Origin of the sequence: Haloterrigena salifodinae (assembly GCF_003977755.1) — an archaeon.
In the GTDB taxonomy this organism is placed as follows: domain Archaea; phylum Halobacteriota; class Halobacteria; order Halobacteriales; family Natrialbaceae; genus Haloterrigena; species Haloterrigena salifodinae.
Window position 1 is genome coordinate 672,895 of sequence record NZ_RQWN01000001.1, and the last position, 16,610, is coordinate 689,504.

General features: G+C 64.6%; 16 protein-coding genes and 2 tRNA genes. 8 read left to right on the forward strand and 10 right to left on the reverse strand.

The window, feature by feature from the left end:
* Positions 1–101: 101 nt before the first annotated feature.
* From EH209_RS03450 to EH209_RS03475, 6 genes are all read right to left on the reverse strand, one after another.
* Positions 102–186: transfer RNA gene (locus tag EH209_RS03450), tRNA-Leu, on the reverse strand.
* 133 nt (positions 187–319) lie between these two features.
* Positions 320–1,069 carry a DNA-directed RNA polymerase subunit D gene (locus EH209_RS03455; protein WP_126661558.1) on the reverse strand — a complete coding sequence of 250 codons (750 nt, stop codon included), beginning with the start codon at positions 1,067–1,069 and terminating at the stop codon, positions 320–322.
* Between the two features lie 4 nt (positions 1,070–1,073).
* Positions 1,074–1,463 carry a 30S ribosomal protein S11 gene (locus EH209_RS03460; RefSeq protein ID WP_006182145.1) on the reverse strand — a complete coding sequence of 130 codons (390 nt, stop codon included), beginning with the start codon at positions 1,461–1,463 and terminating at the stop codon, positions 1,074–1,076.
* Positions 1,464–1,466: 3 nt separating this feature from the next.
* Complete coding sequence (locus EH209_RS03465) at positions 1,467–1,988, reverse strand: 30S ribosomal protein S4 (RefSeq protein ID WP_126661559.1); 522 nt, start codon at positions 1,986–1,988, stop codon at positions 1,467–1,469.
* Complete coding sequence (locus EH209_RS03470) at positions 1,988–2,512, reverse strand: 30S ribosomal protein S13 (RefSeq protein ID WP_012943707.1); 525 nt, start codon at positions 2,510–2,512, stop codon at positions 1,988–1,990. The genes EH209_RS03465 and EH209_RS03470 overlap by 1 nt, the downstream gene beginning before the upstream one ends.
* Positions 2,513–2,607: 95 nt before the next feature.
* Positions 2,608–2,690: transfer RNA gene (locus tag EH209_RS03475), tRNA-Ser, on the reverse strand.
* A gap of 215 nt (positions 2,691–2,905) precedes the next feature.
* Between EH209_RS03475 and EH209_RS03480 the strand changes: the two genes are divergently transcribed.
* Positions 2,906–4,891 (forward strand): AMP-dependent synthetase/ligase, encoded by a 1,986-nt coding sequence (locus EH209_RS03480; RefSeq protein ID WP_126661560.1) that lies wholly within the window; start codon positions 2,906–2,908, stop codon positions 4,889–4,891.
* Between the two features lie 36 nt (positions 4,892–4,927).
* On the opposite strand, the gene moaA is transcribed toward EH209_RS03480, so the two are convergent.
* A complete protein-coding gene (gene moaA / locus EH209_RS03485; protein WP_126661561.1) occupies positions 4,928–5,923 on the reverse strand; it encodes a GTP 3',8-cyclase MoaA in 996 nt (331 codons plus the stop codon).
* A gap of 147 nt (positions 5,924–6,070) precedes the next feature.
* Between moaA and EH209_RS03490 the strand changes: the two genes are divergently transcribed.
* The 3 genes from EH209_RS03490 to EH209_RS03500 all read left to right on the forward strand — a co-directional run bounded on the left by EH209_RS03490 (position 6,071) and on the right by EH209_RS03500 (position 9,103).
* A complete protein-coding gene (locus EH209_RS03490; RefSeq protein ID WP_126661562.1) occupies positions 6,071–6,733 on the forward strand; it encodes a helix-turn-helix domain-containing protein in 663 nt (220 codons plus the stop codon).
* Between the two features lie 104 nt (positions 6,734–6,837).
* Entirely contained in the window at positions 6,838–7,050 is a 213-nt protein-coding gene (locus EH209_RS03495; protein ID WP_126661563.1) for a hypothetical protein, read from the forward strand.
* A gap of 700 nt (positions 7,051–7,750) precedes the next feature.
* Positions 7,751–9,103, forward strand: a complete 1,353-nt coding sequence (locus EH209_RS03500) for a Cdc6/Cdc18 family protein (protein ID WP_126661564.1) — start codon at positions 7,751–7,753, stop codon at positions 9,101–9,103.
* A gap of 36 nt (positions 9,104–9,139) precedes the next feature.
* Here the strand turns inward: EH209_RS03500 and EH209_RS03505 are convergent, their stop codons facing one another.
* The 3 genes from EH209_RS03505 to EH209_RS03515 form a co-directional block, all read right to left on the reverse strand.
* Positions 9,140–10,600, reverse strand: coding sequence for an RtcB family protein (locus EH209_RS03505; protein ID WP_126661565.1), 1,461 nt, complete (start codon positions 10,598–10,600; stop codon positions 9,140–9,142).
* 114 nt (positions 10,601–10,714) lie between these two features.
* Positions 10,715–11,749: a DoxX family protein gene (locus EH209_RS03510; RefSeq protein WP_164721989.1), complete on the reverse strand. Its 1,035-nt coding sequence runs from the start codon at positions 11,747–11,749 to the stop codon at positions 10,715–10,717.
* A 186-nt stretch (positions 11,750–11,935) separates the two neighbouring features.
* Positions 11,936–12,418 carry an archease gene (locus EH209_RS03515; protein WP_126661566.1) on the reverse strand — a complete coding sequence of 161 codons (483 nt, stop codon included), beginning with the start codon at positions 12,416–12,418 and terminating at the stop codon, positions 11,936–11,938.
* 247 nt (positions 12,419–12,665) lie between these two features.
* Here EH209_RS03515 and EH209_RS03520 point away from each other — a divergent pair, with 247 nt between their 5' ends.
* The 4 genes from EH209_RS03520 (at position 12,666) to bcp (ending at position 16,609) form a co-directional block, all read left to right on the forward strand.
* The gene (locus tag EH209_RS03520; RefSeq protein WP_126661567.1) at positions 12,666–13,142 is read left to right on the forward strand and encodes a GNAT family N-acetyltransferase; all 477 of its coding nucleotides are present in this window, start codon (positions 12,666–12,668) and stop codon (positions 13,140–13,142) included.
* Between the two features lie 263 nt (positions 13,143–13,405).
* Complete coding sequence (gene priS, locus EH209_RS03525; RefSeq protein ID WP_126661568.1) at positions 13,406–14,581, forward strand: DNA primase small subunit PriS; 1,176 nt, start codon at positions 13,406–13,408, stop codon at positions 14,579–14,581.
* Between the two features lie 10 nt (positions 14,582–14,591).
* Positions 14,592–15,626, forward strand: coding sequence for a hypothetical protein (locus EH209_RS03530; RefSeq protein WP_126661569.1), 1,035 nt, complete (start codon positions 14,592–14,594; stop codon positions 15,624–15,626).
* A gap of 503 nt (positions 15,627–16,129) precedes the next feature.
* Positions 16,130–16,609, forward strand: coding sequence for a thioredoxin-dependent thiol peroxidase (gene bcp, locus EH209_RS03535; protein WP_126661570.1), 480 nt, complete (start codon positions 16,130–16,132; stop codon positions 16,607–16,609).
* Position 16,610: the final 1 nt, after the last annotated feature.

A 16,610-nucleotide genomic window follows, 5' to 3' on the forward strand; every position in this document is an offset into this window, starting at 1 on the left:
TGGAATCGCTGTCGTGTCGAACGGCCTCAACGCGTACAGTTCGGCGTCCGGTACGGACGGTCGGCTGTTCGGTCGTGGACGTTCGACGAGTGAGAAGTGGATGCAGGGAGCAGGATTTGAACCTGCGGACTCCTACGAGACAGCGCCCTGAACGCTGCGCCGTTGGCCTGACTTGGCTATCCCTGCTCGCACTTCTGTGTATCCGCCGCCCCTTCAAACCCCTTTCGATTCCATCGGACGAGCCCGCACCGGTCTCGTTGCTAACGGCGCCGGCGAACGCGGGCTCTTGGTGTCGGGAATTGGGGCGGAACATCTGTTGCTATAGCTGTACTGCGTCTTCGAGTTCGGTCGCCCGGGACTCGATCGAGTCGGCGGCTCGCGTGACCAGTTCTTCAACGCTGAAGGAGCCGTCCGTCTCCACGTGGAAGACGAAGGCGTTGGGCACGTCCTCGACCTCGACCTCCTTCCCCGGATACCGGTTCGAGAGGTCGTGATCGAACTCGCTCGTGGGAACGAGTTCGCCGTCGTCCTCGATGACGCCCCGAACGATTCGGGACTCTTCGTCCTCGAACTCGGGGAGGTCGCCGACGGCCTCCACCTGCTGGAGGTGTCGGTAGCCGACGGCCACGCCGCCCTGATGTTTGGCGTGGTCCTTCCCGTAATCGACGACGGCATCGGCCTCGGCCTCGAGGCGCTGGTCGTCTTTGAGGTCGATGATCGGGACGTTCTGGTCGGCCGGTTGGACGAGCTCGTCGCTGGAGACGAGATCGCCCGAGTAGGCCGTGGCCGGCCCTTCGACGTCGATCGAGAGCGTGACGGTCTCGTCCTCGCCGAACTCGCCTTCCGGCGGCGTCGTCAGCGGAACGAGCCCGAGCCGGAGCGCGAGCTGCTCGTCGAACATGACCGACGAGTTCTCGACGAATCGGACGGTGTCGATCGCCATCGTCGGCACGTCGGCGAGCATCGCTCGCCGGATACCGTTGGCGAACCCGGGGGTCACGCCCCGAACGAGGAACCGCGCCTCGCGTTCCCCGCGTTCGACGAACTCGACGTCGTACTCTTCAGTCATGGATCTAGTAGCCGCCCTTACCCTTCGGTGCGCGCGATCCGTCGTGCGGGATCGGCGTGACGTCTTCGATGCGACCGATCTCGATACCGGAGCGGGCGAGCGCGCGAATCGTCGCCTGCGCGCCCGGTCCGGGGGACTTCTGAAGGTTGCCGCCGGGGCCGCGCACGCGAACGTGCAGACCCGTGATGCCGGCCGCCTTGACCTCCTCGGCGACGGACTCGGCCATCTGCATGGCCGCATACGGCGACGCCTCGTCGCGGTTCTGCTTGACCGCCGTCCCGCCGGAGGACTTGGCGATCGTCTCCGCGCCCGTGAGGTCGGTCACGGTCATGACGGTGTTGTTGAACGATGCGTGCACGTGGGCGATGCCCCACTTTTCGTCGTCCTGGCTCATGGTTTACTGACCCTCCGCTCGTTCGGGGTGGAGTTCGTCCGCGAGGGGACTGTTCTCGTCGAACGCGACGAGGTCCTCCTCGTCGACGTCGACGACGTACGACGGAACCCGGTGGCGCTGGTCGCCGATCACGATGTGCCCGTGGGTGATGTACTGTCGGGCCTGCTGGGTCGTGTTGGCTAGCCCGTTCCGGTAGACGACTGTCTGGAGGCGACGCTCGAGGATGTCCTCGATCTCGAGCGACAGGATGTCGCCGAGTTCGTTGCTCTCGTCGAGAATGCCGACGCGCTTGAGTCGACCGAGGAACTCGTCAGAGCGGCGCTGGACAGTCTCGTCGTCCTGGGCCTGACCGAGGAGTTCGCGGGCCTCGCGCCGGTAGGAGCGAAGCTCGGACTGGGCGCGCCAGAGCTCTTCTTTGTTCGAGAGCCCGTAACGGTCGACCAGCGAGTGCTCGGTGGCGATGCGTTCGCCCTGGTATGGGTGGTTCGGCGTCTCGTATTGTTTGGTGTCAGTGCCGAGTGGCATTATTCACCCTCGTCCTCTTCGGCAGCGGCCTCTTCGGCCTGTTCTTCGCGGATCTCTTCGACGTTGACTCCGATGGTGCCCTCCGTTCGGCCGGTGGACTTGGTTCGCTGACCGCGAACCTTCTGGCCGCGCTTGTGGCGCGTCCCCTTGTAGGAGTCGATCATCTTCATCCGGTTGATATCGTGCTGACGGGTCAGCTGGAGATCGTTCCCGATCTCGTGGGTCGTTTCGCCGGTGTAGAAGTCCGACTGGCGGTTGTTGAGCCAGTCCGGAACTTCCTCGGCGTAGTTCTCTACGGTTTCGACGACCTCGTCGATGATGTCGTCATCGAGTCGACCGAACGTAGCCGTTCGATCGACGTCCGCTTCGTCGGCGATGAGTCGGGCGGTCCGTCGACCGACACCGTTCAGCTCCGACAGCGAACGCTCGACAGTCTTCGTCCCATCGAGGTCCGTCTGCCCGATGCGGACGAAGTACTGGAGGTCTTCGTCGTCCTCTTGTTCTTGAGGTGCTTCCTCACTCATGTGTCGTGTATCTGTGTCTGGTGTGCGCGCGGTTCAAACGACTGGCGAAAGAACGCCAGGGAATGCTACTGACGAGGAGTCGCCAGTGTATCCGACGTTGTGGCGGGGATTCGAACCCCGGAGGCTTGACGCCACATGGTTAGCAACCATGCGCCTTGGGCCGCTTGGCTACCACAACACCGTGTCTCTATCGTCGCCCTTCCGGACTCGGGGACCGCCTCCCCTACACGTATCGCACCCGAACCTACCGGCGACGGGTACTTAAGCGCAACGAAAGGACCCGGCCCCGGTATCGAGTCCCACCCCGTCTTCGTCGCCCCGTGGGCCGGCGATCGCGCCTTCGAGTTATTTTCTCATCATTTATAGTATCGGGCCGGAAACTAGCAACCGTTCATGAGTTTGTCCGAGACCGAGGCCGCGTTCGACCATCCCGTACTGGAACTCGAGACGCTGGCCGAGATGTTCGAACGGAGCGCCGAGCGAAACGGCGACACTGCTGCGCAGCAGTACAAGGGCGGGATCTACGATCGGTCCCTCACCGGAGACGATGACGGCGCGCCCCTCAGGCCTGCGCCGGAGGGCGAGTACGCGTCGATCACGTACGACGACATGGCCCGCCTCGTCCGCCGAATCGCGGCCGGTTTCCGCGACCTTGGGATCGCCGACGGCGAACGCATTGGAATCTTCGCGGACACGCGCATGGAGTGGGCCCTCTCCGACTTCGGGATCCTCGCCGCCGGCGGCGTCGTGACCACCGTCTACAAGAGTTCCTCGCCGGACCAGATCCGGTACCTCCTCGACGACCCCGGCGCTTCTGGTGTCATCGTCGAGAACGAGACCCTCCTCGAGCGCGTCCTCGCGGTCGAAGACGAGCTAGATCTCGAGTTCTACGTCGTCTTCGACGCCCTCGAGAACGACGCGTACGCGGACCGCGAGGACGTGATCACGCTCGGTGAACTCTACCGGCGCGGCGACGAGGGGTTCGACCGCGAGGCGTACGACTCGTGGCTCGCGGCCCGCGACGTCGACGACCTGGCGAGCCTGATCTACACCAGCGGCACGACGGGCAAACCGAAGGGCGTGAAACTGACCCACCAGAACCTCCGATCGAACGTTAACCAGCTCTACCGGCGGTACGGCCCGCGCGACGATAAGGATGAAGACGACCCCTCGATCACGCCCGAGTCGCGAGCGCTCTCCGTTCTGCCGCTGGCCCACGTCTTCGAGCGGACGGCGGGCCACTTCATGCTGTTCGCGGCTGGGGCCTGCATCGCCTACAGCGAGAGCCCCGAGACCTTCGCCGAGGATCTCGGCGCGGTCGGCGCCACCAGCACGACGGCCGTCCCGCGGGTTTACGAGAAGCTCTACGACGGGATTCGCGAGAATGCGGCCCGAGACGAGGACATGAAGGATGCCCTTGAGTGGGCCCTCGACGTCGCGCGCCGGTACAACGCGGCCGACGATCCCGGCGAGGAACTCGAGTCCGAACTGGCGGACGCCGACGAACTCGTCTTCGCGACGATCCGCGAGAAGCTGGGCGGCAACATCGAGTTCCTAGTCAGCGGCGGTGGGAGCCTCTCGCCGGACCTCTGTCGGCTCTTCCATACGATGGGGCTGCCCATCGTCGAGGGCTACGGGATGACCGAGACCTCGCCGGTCATCGCGACGAACCAGCCGAGTGACCCGCGCGTCGGAACCGTCGGCCCCGCGCTCGCGGGCGTCGAGACGAAACTCGACACCTCGGTCGTCAGGGACGAGGACTTCGACGACGAGGGCGACGTCGGCGAACTCCTCGTCAAAGGCCCAAACGTCGCCGAGGGCTACTGGGAGAAGCCCGGTGCGACGGACCGCGCGTTCACCGAGGTGGGATGGCTCCGAACCGGCGACATCGTCCACGAACGGCCCGACGGCTACCTCGAGTTCCGCGAGCGCACGAAACAACTGCTCGTGCTCTCGACGGGGAAGAACGTCGCGCCGGGCCCACTCGAGGACGCCTTCGCCTCTGTCGACGTCGTCGAGCAGGCGATGGTCGTCGGCGACGGCGAGAAGTTCGTCGGTGCCCTGCTAGTTCCTAACGTCGAGGGACTCGCCAGTCGGGCCGAGGACGAGGGCGTCTCGCTGCCCGACGATATCGAAGCGTTGGTCGAGGACGAGTGGGTGCTCAAGCAGGTCCAGGCGGCGGTCGACGACGTCAACGAGGGCTTCGAGTCCTACGAGACGATCAAGGAGTTCCGGCTGGTTCCCGAGGACTTCACCGAGGAGAACGACCTCGTGACGCCGACGATGAAGAAGCGACGCCCGAAGATCGCCGAGCGCTACGCGCACCTCGTTGAAGACATCTACGCCGGCGACCACGCGGCCGACGCGGGTTCGGACTGAGCGATTCCGTCCGCTGTGGACCGGCTCGAGTAGCGATCAGTCCGCCGGCGGCTCGACCTCGAGGTACTCGTCGTTGAGTTCCCACTCGCCGTCGCCGTTTTGGATCATGTACTCGCCGTAGTAGGGCACCCGATTTGCGACGACCTCGCGGAACGCCTCGCGGATCTCGGGTTTGGACATCTCGCCCATCGACTTGAGGTCGTCGTTGCGGTTCAAACAGCCCTTCAGGTAGCCTTCGTGAGTAACGCGCACGCGGTGGCAGTTCGCGCAGAAGGTGGGGTTCTCGACGGGATCGACGATCTCGACCATTCCGCCGTCGTCGTCGTCCGCGGTTCCCCCGACCCAGTAGCGCTTGCGGTCGTGCATCTCCCGGTGTTCGATCTCGTCGGCCTGCTCGGCCAGCCAGTCGTGGACCCGCTGGATATCGACGTTCCACTCGGGCTTGCCCGTCAGTTCGGGCATGTACTCGATCAATTGCAGCTGGAGGCCGTCGTTTTCCGCGACGTGGTCGACCATCTCGGGCACGTAGCCCGCGGTGTGTTCGAAGACGACCATGTTAAGTTTCACCGGATCGAGCCTCGCGTCCAGCGCGGCCTCGACCCCTTCGAGGACCTTCTCGTAGGCGCCGCTTTTCGTGATCTCGGCGAAGTCCTGCGGATCCAGCGCGTCCTGAGAGACGTTGACCCGCTCGAGTCCGGCCTCGACGAGGCTCTCGGCGCGGCCCGGAAGGAACGTGCCGTTGGTCGTCAGCGAGACCTCCATCTGGTCGGGGGTGCGTTCGATGATCTCTTCTAGATCCTGGCGGAGCATCGGCTCGCCGCCGGTGAACTTGACCGCGTCGACGTCGAACTCGGCGGCGACCTCTAGAAATGCGACGACGTCGTCGGTCGACATCTCGTCGTCCTGGGGATCCATCGGCCCGCGGGTGTCACCCAGCCCCTCGTTGTGACAGTAGACGCAATCGAAGTTACACCGATCGGTGAGAGAGACCCGAACCCCAGTTACCTCCCGCCCGAAGTCGTCGGTGAGCATGCTACCGAGTTGCAGGCGGATCCGCTTAAGCACGCCGGGTATTTCCACCCCTCCGTAACCGATTTCGGTTTCGATATTGGGTGATGGCGGGCCGAACGGGATCAGTCGGGTTGGTCACTCATGCTGGTGGCCGTAGTGGAGACGACCATGAGTACTATCGCAGAGTTGACTGTTCCGGCCCGGGAGTTGGCGCTCCGGGAGACGCTCGAGGCCACGGACGACCTCGACGTCGAAATCGAGCGCGTCGTCGCCTACGATCCCGACCACGTGATGCCCTACGTCTGGTTCGCCGACGACGAGGCCGCCTTCGACGGACTCGACGACGCGCTCGCGGACGACCCGACCGTCGAGGCGGCAGAACGGTTGACGGACCTCGACGACGAGCGACTCTACCGAATGCACTGGGTCGACGACGTCACCGTCATCCTTCACCTGCTGACCGAGGAGCGGGCGACGGTCATGGACGCCAGCGTCGAGGGTCGGCAGTGGCGGTTCCGAGTGCTCGTTCCCGAACGCGAGTCGCTCTCGCGCACCTACGACTTCGCGACCGAGCAGGGGCTGACGATCGAGGTTCGGAAGATCCACCGGCTGGAGGACGACCGTCGGGGACGATACGGACTGACCGACGCCCAGTACGAGACGCTGGTCGCGGCCCTCGAGCGCGGCTACTACGAAATTCCACGCGCGGTGGACATGGACGCGCTGTCGGACGAACTCGACATCTCCCACCAGGCGCTCTCAGAGCGACTCCGACGGGCCCATCTGACGCTGGTCGAGGAAGCTATCGAGGTTGGTAGCGGGGACGAGTAGGTTGCGGTCTGCAGGTCGGAGCCTCACGGCCGATACCGCTCGATCGACCTCGATGGCGACACCTCGGCGGAAGAACTACCCGGCCCACTGACAAACGGGGACGTATGGACGAGGACATGCTCGAGGACCAGCGCCGGCTGGTCGAACTCATCGAGGAGGAGGGGTGGGACGTGACCGACCTCGAGATTTCGGCCTACGACAGCCCGTGGGCCGACGAGGACGACCCCGAGGCGACGGTGACGATCACGGCCCGGAAGCCCTACGAGAGCGAGCGTGAGGACGACGGCGACGATGATAACCCGTATCGGCTAAAGTAGCGTCGACGCGAACGGGACGGCTCCGTCCCGACCTGTTCCGTCCCGGCCCGTTCCGTCCGAGTCACGCGTCGCTGTTCTCGGATAGCTTCCTCGAGTCACGGACACGTCTCAGAGAGATCTGTTTGTCTGTTTCGGCCGTCCCTCACACTGTATTCGAAATGAAATCTCTCTATTGAGTAGCTAGAGAAGAGAGTCTAGAAGAGGTACCCTCACACACCGTTGTCGAAATGAAATCCGGCGATAGAATCCGGATACTGGCACCATATCCGGTATATGATGTCGAAATCACTAGTTCCAAACACGGCTTCCGAGATTTCATTTCGATCACGCCCCTCGGTTCTCGGCCAGCGAGCGCTCCGTTTCGCGGTTTCATTTCGATTACGGTGTGGGAACGGTCCGGTCCGGCCGCTCCTCCAACTCGATGGATTGGCTTCATTTCGAAAACAGTCCCTTCATTTCGACAACGGTCCTGTTTCCGCTTCATTTCGGTCACGGTGTCTTCATTTCGGCGACGGTCGGCATCCGATCTTCATTTCGAAAACGGTGCCTTCATTTCGCTGGTGGCCGTCTCATCCCGATACCGGCGATATCTCGGCTTCATTTCGACTGCGGACTCTTCACTTCGACCGTACTGCCTTCATTTCGACCACGGTCCCTTCATTTCGAAAGCGGTATTACAGCGTAGTGAACAGTGTCGATAATGAACCACGAGCCATCGAACGCTCGAGAAGACGGGGACGGCGATGGCCCGGCTCAGTCTCCCGATTCGTCTATCGTGGACAGTATCCTCGACGGCGAACGGAAAACCGTCTTCGAGAACAAGCAACTCGTCGACTCGAACACGATCGTCGATCACAACCGGATCTACGGCCGCGACGAACAGCTCGCGGCCGAAGCACGCGCGTTTCGCGACACGCTCGACGGCGAACGGCCCCCGGATCTCCTGCTTTACGGTCCGAGCGGCACCGGGAAGAGTCTCACCGTGAAGGCGGTCGCCGAGAAGGTAAAAGGACGCGCCACGCAGAACGAGATCACGTTCGACTTTGTCGCCGTGAACTTCAAGACGATGGAGTCGCACTCGCTGGATCGCGCCGTCTGGAAGCTCGGGCACCAGACCGCCAAAAAGGCCGGCGTCGCGTGGGACATTCCGCGGAAGGGCGTCTCCACCGACGCGAAGTACGTTCGGCTCTACGAAATCGTCGACCGCCACTTCGACGCGCTCGTGTTCATCCTCGACGAGATCGACGCGCTCACCGGTCGCGTCGGCGAGGACGAACCGGCGTATTCCCGATTGCTCTACAGTCTGAGCCGCGTGATGGCCGAACAACACGTCGACACCCTCGTCTCGACGGTCGTGATCACCAACCATCCCAAATTCCGCGAAAACCTCGATAGCAGGACCGATAGTTCGTACAATCCGACGGGCATTCACTTCTCCGATTACGATGCCACCGAACTCATCGAGATTCTCAACCGTCGACGCGACGCGTTCAAAGAGGGCGCGCTCGAGGACGGCGTCATCGAACTGGTCGCCGCGTATGGGGCGAAAAACGAGGGCGACGCGCGGCGAGCGATCGACCTGCTTCGCGACGCGGGCGAAATCGCGAACCGGAGCGGGGAGACGGTCGTCACGGAGCAACACGTCCACGCGGCCAACGATTCGGTCGTGAAGAACCGCGTGCTCGAGATGGTCGGCGGAATGACGCTCCAGAAGAAGCTCTCGCTGTACGCCGCCGCGGTCGTCGCGGACGTCAACGACGGGGCCGCCCCGAGTCCGGCGGTCTACGCGCTGTACCGGGAGATCTGCCAGCGTACCGACCGCGACGTGTACACGCAAGAGACCGTCAACAGCCACATCAACAAGGCGGGCACGTACGGCGTGCTCGAGAGCGAGCGGACGAGCGGCGGGTTCAAGAGCGGCGTCCACCTCATGTTCACGTTCACGGAACCCGTCGAGGCCGTCATCGAAACGCTCGAGGAAGACGATACGTTCGACGAACTCGACGTCTCGACCGCCCGCTCGATCGCCCGACAGTCGCTCCGCGACTCCTGACGCGGTATCGAACGAAAAATCGGTTCGGCGCCGTCGTCACCCCTTGATGTTACACACGGGGAACGTCCGCGCGACCTTGTCGCCGATGCCGAGTTCGTCTGAGACGCGGACGACCTCGTCGACGTCCTTGTAGACGCCCGGGGCCTCCTCGGCGACCGTCGCGCCCGACTGGGCCTTGACGTAGATCTGGTCCTGTTCCTCGAGTTCCTGCTGGACGTCGCCGCCCCAGTACTCGCTTTTGGCCTGGGTACGGCTCATCAGCCGGCCCGCGCCGTGGGCCGTCGAGCCGAAGGTGAGGTCCATGGAGTTCTCGCCGCCGCGAAGGACGTAGCTCCCCGCGCCCATGCTGCCGGGGATGATGACCGGCTGGCCGACGTCGCGGTAGGCCGTCGGGACTTCGGGGTGGCCCGCGGGGAATGCCCGCGTGGCGCCCTTGCGGTGGACGTAGAGGTCGCGCTGTTCGCCGTCGACTTCGTGAGACTCCTTCTTCGCGATGTTGTGCGCCACGTCGTACAGCAGGTGCATGTCCATCTCCTCCCACGAGCGCCCGAAGACGCGCTCGAAGACCTGCCGCGTGCGGTGCATGATCAGCTGACGGTTGACCCACGCGAAGTTAATCGCCGCGTTCATCGCCGCGTAGTAGTCCTCGGCGAGTTGCGAGCCCGCAGGTGCCGCGGCCAGCTCCTTGTCCGGCAGCTGGTTCAACAGCCCCTGGTGTTGCTTCTCGATCTTGCGCAGGTAGTCGTTACACGTCTGGTGGCCCAGCCCGCGGGAGCCGCAGTGGATCAGGACGACGATCTGATCCTCTTCGAGGCCGTAGGCCGCGCCCACCTCGTCGTCGAAGACGTCCGTGACGCGCTGGACCTCGAGGAAGTGGTTGCCCGAGCCCAGCGAGCCGATCTGGTTCTTCCCGCGGTCCTTGGCCTTCTGGCTGACCTTTTCGGCGTCGGCACCCTCGCGCATCCCCTCGTCCTCGCAGTGCAGCAGGTCCTCCTCGACGGCGTGGCCGTGCTCGAGCGCCCAGTCGACGCCGCGCTCGAGGATCTCCTCGACGGTGTCGACGCCGGCCTCGACGATGCCGCCGCCGCCCAGCCCCGACGGAACGTTGGTAAACAGCGAGTCAACGAGTTCCTCCTCGCGGCCCTGTAGCTCGTCGTAGGTCAGGTTCGTCCGCATCATCCGGACGCCGCAGTTGATGTCGTAGCCGACCGCCCCCGGCGAGATACAGCCGGTTTCAGCGTCGAGTGCACCCACTCCGCCGACCGGGAAGCCGTAGCCCTGGTGGCCGTCGGGCATACAGATCGCGTAGTTCGTGATGCCGGGGAGGTGGGTCGTGTTCGTGATCTGTTCGAGGGTTTTGTCCTCCTTGATCTCCTCGAGCAGCGCTTCGCTGGCGAGTACCCGCGCTGGCGCGCGCATGTCGCCCTCCTGCGGGATCTCCCAGACGTACTCACGCACTTTCTCGAGCGTGATGCCGTTGGCGTCGAACGTGGTCATACTCGAGTATCGGCCCCCATCGATGAAAGGTGTTCGTCTCTCCGGGCGGCATCGCTAGCTGTTCCCACCGTCATCGCCGGATCGTCCGGCCGAAACCGTCGTGCGACCGCACGGTCACACCGCATCCGGTACGTCAGCATCCGGTGCATCGGCCTCCTCGTCGGTCCCGTACCCCTCGATCCACCCGTCGACGGCGTAGGGGCCGCTCCCGGTGATGAGCAACGCCGACGCCAGTCCGAAGAGGCTGACGTGTGCGAGCACCGGATCGTCGGGCAGCGCAAAGAGCGTGAGCGAGAACACGCCGATCGCCGTCGTCGCGCTCGCCCGCGTAAAGAACCCGACTACCAGCGCGAGTCCGAGACCGACTTCCGACAGGCCCGCGCCGAGGACCCACAGTTCGGGGCCGACGGGCACAACCGCGGTCAAGTCGTAGCGGTCGACGACCGCGAGCGCGATACCGGGTCGCAGGAGCTTTTGGCCCAGGCCCAGCGAGATGAACGTGCAGCCGAGACCCGCGCGGACGATCGTCGGCAGGAATCTGCGGTACGGATCGATCCGCGTCTGAAACTCGCGCGCGCAGTCGTAGATCGGGTCGAATCGACCGTAGACCGTCCCCGGCGTGCCGGCGACCCGCTGGAGGACGTGATCCCCGCTCGGTCGCCCGCCGCCGAGCAGCGCGATCGCTAGCGTTCCGGGCACGAACTCGAGTTGTAACAGCAGGATCGAGTCGATCGCGAGGCCGCCGAGGTAGACGGCGAGCGTGAGCACGGCGACGAGCCGCGTCGCCATCCCGAACAGCAACAGGAAGCCAAGCGCGACCTGCAGAAGTCGCGCCTCGAGGCCGAGCGCGGGACTGATGAGGTAGCCGCCGAAGCCGGCTCCGATCAGCGGGATGCCGATCGAGATCCGCAACAGCCAGGGCACGTACGCGGTGTACTCCCGCATGGCGGCTCGGAACGCCGTGACGTCTCGCTGTACGGGGCGAACGACTAGGTAACCTCCAACCGCTACGAGAAGGACGAGCGCGCCCGCCAGCAGCGGTCCGACGACGAGGGGACCCGTCAGCGACTCCCGGAGGAACTCGGCGACGGTGACTTCGCGCTCCCCGTCGACGACGTACTCTTCGTGTGCGCGCCGTCTCGAGTGCACTGACCAGGAGCGCCGCGACGAGCGCCGCCTGACCGACGACCCTACCGGTCGGGAGTCGACGCAGGGGAGCGTCCATCGCTGAAGCTACGATTGCCACGATCAAAATGCGTCCCCCGGCAGACTCGTCGCCGGGTCGATTCCCGCTCGACTCCCGTCCGTGGTCGTCCGGTGTCGATCACCGACTGATCAGACATCGAAGACGACGTAGGCTTCCCAGCCCTCGTCGTCCCCGTCCCCAGTTTCGTCCCCGCGGCGCTCGAGGCGCATCTCGGAGTAGGTGACGGCTTTGATCTCGCGAGCGTCGACCGCGGCCAGTGGGACGCCGCGGGCGCTGGCCTCAAGGTGCCAGTCGCCGCTCTCGTCGCCCTCACCGTCGCGTTCCGGACCCGCGATCGTCTCGACGCGGTGATCGACGGGGAGTTCCGCGCGGACGTCCCGGAGATAGATCAGTTCGTCCAGGTAGTCGAACAGCAGGGCCTCGCGGTTCTCCGCGGTCACGGAGAGCGAGAATCGGTCGCCCGACTCCGCGGGGATCTCGTCGCAGGAGGCGGCCGCCAGCCCGTCGGCGACCGCCGCGAAGACCGACTCGAGTGCGTCGCCGCTGGCCGCGACCGCGACGTCGGCCGTGTGATCCCGGAGTTCGAACCGTCCGCCCTGCGCTCTGGTCATCGCTTCTCGAGGATTGGACGGGCGGCGTGGTATGCTCGTCGGTTTCAGCTGCAAACCGGAGGACAGTCGTGGACGCAGCGACGACGGTCGCGTTCTATCGGAACGCACGATGACTTCGGCCCGGACACGATCTACGGAGACGGGCGAGATAGGAAGTGAGAATTGTTGACGGATAGTACGGACGTCTGACGTTACGTATCGGTGACTGCCGGTGGAATTATATTGGCGACGATGGTAGACCCAGATAGTGAGCGTCAATATCGACAGTCGAGTCGTCGCGCCGGGGAGCGACGACTTCGTCGACGAAGCCTGGCAACTGAAGGAGGAGATCAACCGTCAGGAAGGCGTGCTCAAACAGCGATACGACTTCTTTACTGACGCGTACCGTCGGTCCAAGGTTCACTGTTACGTCCAGGAGGACGAACTGGTCGGCTTCGCGGCCGTTCGTCGCGACGGGTACATCCTCTTTCTGGCGGTTTCGCCGGGCCTGCGGGGGCAGGGGATCGGCAAGCAACTGATCGCGCGCGTCGCGGAGGACCACGAAACCATCACGTGTCACGCTCGAACGAGCAACGAGAACGCCCTCCAGTTCTACGAACACCTCGGATTCGAGATCAAACGACGCATCGACGACTACTACGAGGACGGCGGGGACGCCTACTACCTGAAACTCGGTTCCGACGTCGGCATCGCCGACAAGATCTCGGAACTGATGCGGCGCTGACCGCGATCGATCGATCCTCCGCTCTGATATCGTCCCGTCGTCCTCGGACGACGGTCGCAACGAACACACGCCGACGAACCGCCAGCGACAGCTTCGAACGTCTCCTCGAGGACCGTCCAGTAACGCTCGATTTCCCACCGCTGAGAACGCACCGCGATCTCAATCGTCAGTTGAGTCGCATCCCGTCCGGTCGCGGGACTCCCTCCCATCGGGTCGAACATTCGGCAAGATTATACGCCCCCACCCACGACTACTCGAGTCGTATGGAGGAGCGAACGAGGGCGTATCTGCGGGGGCGATTTCGCGACCACTACCGACGCACGGAGATCACGCCGCCACCCGCGGCCAACGAGCGCGAGTGGGGCTTCATCCCGTGGACGGAGGGCCCCGATACCACGATGGTTCGCCACCGTTCGCTGCTCGAGTTAGGCGACCTCACGGAGTTTCTCGTCCGCAAGCGCCCGCGACACGTCTACTTCTCAGCGGGCCGCTTTCGGGACCCCGGTGCGAGTTCGATGAGCGCCAAGGACTGGCAGTCCGCGGACCTCGTCTTCGACCTGGACGCCGACCACCTGCCGAGCGTCACCCTCGGCGAGGACACCTACGCGGAGATGCTCGCGAAGTGTAAGGACGCCCTGTTTCGGCTGCTCGACTTTCTCGAGGATGATTTCGGTTTCGAGGACCTCGAGATCGTCTTCTCCGGCGGCCGCGGCTACCACGTCCACGTGCGAGACGAGAACGTCCTGCACTTAGACCGGGAACACCGCCGGGAAATCGTCGACTACGTTCGCGGCATCGGCCTCGAGTACGAGCACCTGATCGAGACCGAGACCGTCGCGGGGCTGGGCCGGAAGACGCCGACCGAGCGCCGCACGCTGGAGATCGAGGGCGGCTGGGGTAAACGCACGCACGCCCACCTGATGGCGTACGTCGACGGGCTCCTCGAGATGGAAGAGAACGCGGCCCTCGAGCGCTTACAGGAGTTCGACGGAATCGGTAAAGGGAAGGCCGAAGCGACGCTCAACGCCGCGCGCAACAACCGCGAGCAGCTGGCGGCCGGCAACGTCACCGTCCACACGGCGGTCTCGCAGTTGGCCAAGCGGTTCGCCGAGCGCGCGGTCGACGACGACAACGCGCCGATCGACGAACCCGTCACGACCGACACCAACCGACTGATCCGCCTCCCGGGCAGTCTCCACGGCGGCAGCGGCCTGCAGACGGTGCGCCTCGAGCGCGACGAACTCGACGCGTTCGATCCGCTGGTCGACGCCGTCCCCGACACCTTCCGGGGCCACGAGATCACCGTCGACGTGACCGATCCCGGCGAGGTCGAACTCGGAGGAGATAGCTTTACGGTCACGGACGGTGACCAGTCATTACCCGAGTACGTCGCCGTGTTTCTGATGGCACGCGGCCGCGCGGAGAAGGAGAAAGAATGAATCAGAAAGAATGAATCTCGACGAGTTACGTTCGGTCCAGAGCAAGGAGCGCCAGAAGGATAGCCTCCAGAATCTGCGCCCCTCGTTCTACCAGGAGGTCGGCGAGTACATCGCCGACCTCGAGGACGAACGCGACCGCGTCGCCGAGGAGAGCGACGACCCCTTCTCCTCGCCCGAGGTCGGTCGGCTGACCGACGAAATCGAGACAGCCAAGGATGTCGTCGAGGCCATCTACGAGCGCCGGATGGGGAAACTCGTCAAACAGGCTAGCCTCGCCGCGGCCGGGATGCCGGCCGACGATGACGGCCTGACCGCCGAGGAGGCCGACCTCTTCGACGATCTCGTCGATCGCATCAGCTCGAACAAGTCCCGCGTGCTCGACGTCCTCGAGGGCGTCGACACCGAGGCCGCCGCGGGCGATACCGAAGCTCCGACGGGGAGCGAGGGGGCCGGAACCGGACCGGCTGACCCGCGGGACGCCGCCGATCCGACGCAAGGCGACTCGAGTCCCGCGCCCGGAACGGATCCGACGGCCGCCGATCCGATGGCCGATCCCGGGACCGCGGGCGATAACGACGCGCCGCCCGCCGACGCGGGCGGTGACGACGCGCCGCCGATTCCGCCGCAGGAACCGCCTGCGGATGCCGACGACGGCTCGGCCGCGGATCCCGGGCCCGCTCCTGACCCCGGATCGGGATCCGGCGACTCGAGCGGCGTGACCCCCGCGGACGTCATGGGCGGGGACGGACCGGATCTCGACGACGAAGCGGTCGGGGAGTCGCCGCCGGTGCCGGCCGATGCTCCTTCGGACGCGCCGCCGGCCGAGCCCGCGGGTGTTGCACCGGACGATTCCGACGCTGGTGCAACGGGTACTGACGCCGACGCCGACATCGAGCGCGTCACCGTCCGGATCACTCGCGATGTCGGCCCGATCCTCGGCGTCGACGACCGCGAGTACTCTCTCTCGACCGACGATATTGTCACCCTCCCCGAACAGAACGCCGATCCGCTGCTCGAGCAGGACGCTGCCGAACCGCTCGAATAACCTGATAGCGTTCGATCGGACTCGAGGCACGAAGCGTCGCTTCCTGGATTTCGTATTCTTCGAGCGTTCAAACTGATACGCTCGGACGTAGTGACGCGCGCTATCTGTGATCCAACCAGAGCGAAGTGCGAACGGAGTGGATACCTCGGAAAGCGAACGGTGAACGGCCGCATCGTCGGACGCGATCTCGTCACAAATGTTTCTAGACGAAAATGAACGTTTCACTCGTTCTGGCAACAGGGATGGCCACGCCCTCCCCAGCCGATTCGTTCGTTTCACTCACTCATCCAGAGTCAGAGCAAGCTCTGACAAGCCTTCGCTTGTGAAACTCGCGAAGACCTCGCGCAGGTTCGTCGGTCGCACCTCGCTTCGCTCGGCCGACCGACAGCGCGCGCCACCGCAGCATTTCTCGGCCTGGGTGCGGTGTACTCGATCTTTCTCGTGTACGAACCCAATCCGACCGAAACCACAACGCATACATCTGCCGTCGCTAACCCACCCCCATGCTCGACGTCGGCGACGAAGCACCCGAGTTCGAACTGCCCAACCAGCACGACGAGACTGTCCGACGCTCCGATTTCGAGGGCGAACGGCTCGTCGTCTACTTCTATCCGCGGGCGAACACCGAGGGCTGTACCACCGAAGCCTGCGCGTTCAACGACGCGAAACCCGACTTCGACGACCGCGGCGTCAACGTCGTCGGGATCAGCGACGACCCCGTCGCGGACCTCGAGTCGTTCGCCGACGACTACGACCTCGCGTTCGACCTCTGCTCCGACGAGATGGGCGAAGTCGCGACGCTGTACGACTCCTACGGCGAGAAGCAAATGTTCGGCAACACGTTCGACGGCGTCTTCCGCAACACCTACGTCGTCGGCCCCGACGGCCGCATCGAGGCGGTTTACGAGGACGTGACGCCAGAGGGCCACGCCGAGGAAATCCTCGCAGACCTCGAGGAATCGTCGACCGAACTCGCGCCCTGAG

Bases quoted from the DNA above. Each gene is read 5' to 3' on its own strand.
- EH209_RS03455 (WP_126661558.1), bottom strand. From the start codon at position 1,069: ATGACTGAAGAGTACGACGTCGAGTTCGTCGAACGCGGGGAACGCGAG.
- EH209_RS03460 (WP_006182145.1), bottom strand. From the start codon at position 1,463: ATGAGCCAGGACGACGAAAAGTGGGGCATCGCCCACGTGCACGCATCG.
- EH209_RS03465 (WP_126661559.1), bottom strand. From the start codon at position 1,988: ATGCCACTCGGCACTGACACCAAACAATACGAGACGCCGAACCACCCA.
- EH209_RS03470 (WP_012943707.1), bottom strand. From the start codon at position 2,512: ATGAGTGAGGAAGCACCTCAAGAACAAGAGGACGACGAAGACCTCCAG.
- EH209_RS03480 (WP_126661560.1), top strand. From the start codon at position 2,906: ATGAGTTTGTCCGAGACCGAGGCCGCGTTCGACCATCCCGTACTGGAA.
- moaA (WP_126661561.1), bottom strand. From the start codon at position 5,923: ATGCTCACCGACGACTTCGGGCGGGAGGTAACTGGGGTTCGGGTCTCT.
- EH209_RS03490 (WP_126661562.1), top strand. From the start codon at position 6,071: ATGAGTACTATCGCAGAGTTGACTGTTCCGGCCCGGGAGTTGGCGCTC.
- EH209_RS03495 (WP_126661563.1), top strand. From the start codon at position 6,838: ATGGACGAGGACATGCTCGAGGACCAGCGCCGGCTGGTCGAACTCATC.
- EH209_RS03500 (WP_126661564.1), top strand. From the start codon at position 7,751: ATGAACCACGAGCCATCGAACGCTCGAGAAGACGGGGACGGCGATGGC.
- EH209_RS03505 (WP_126661565.1), bottom strand. From the start codon at position 10,600: ATGACCACGTTCGACGCCAACGGCATCACGCTCGAGAAAGTGCGTGAG.
- EH209_RS03515 (WP_126661566.1), bottom strand. From the start codon at position 12,418: ATGACCAGAGCGCAGGGCGGACGGTTCGAACTCCGGGATCACACGGCC.
- priS (WP_126661568.1), top strand. From the start codon at position 13,406: ATGGAGGAGCGAACGAGGGCGTATCTGCGGGGGCGATTTCGCGACCAC.
- EH209_RS03530 (WP_126661569.1), top strand. From the start codon at position 14,592: ATGAATCTCGACGAGTTACGTTCGGTCCAGAGCAAGGAGCGCCAGAAG.
- bcp (WP_126661570.1), top strand. From the start codon at position 16,130: ATGCTCGACGTCGGCGACGAAGCACCCGAGTTCGAACTGCCCAACCAG.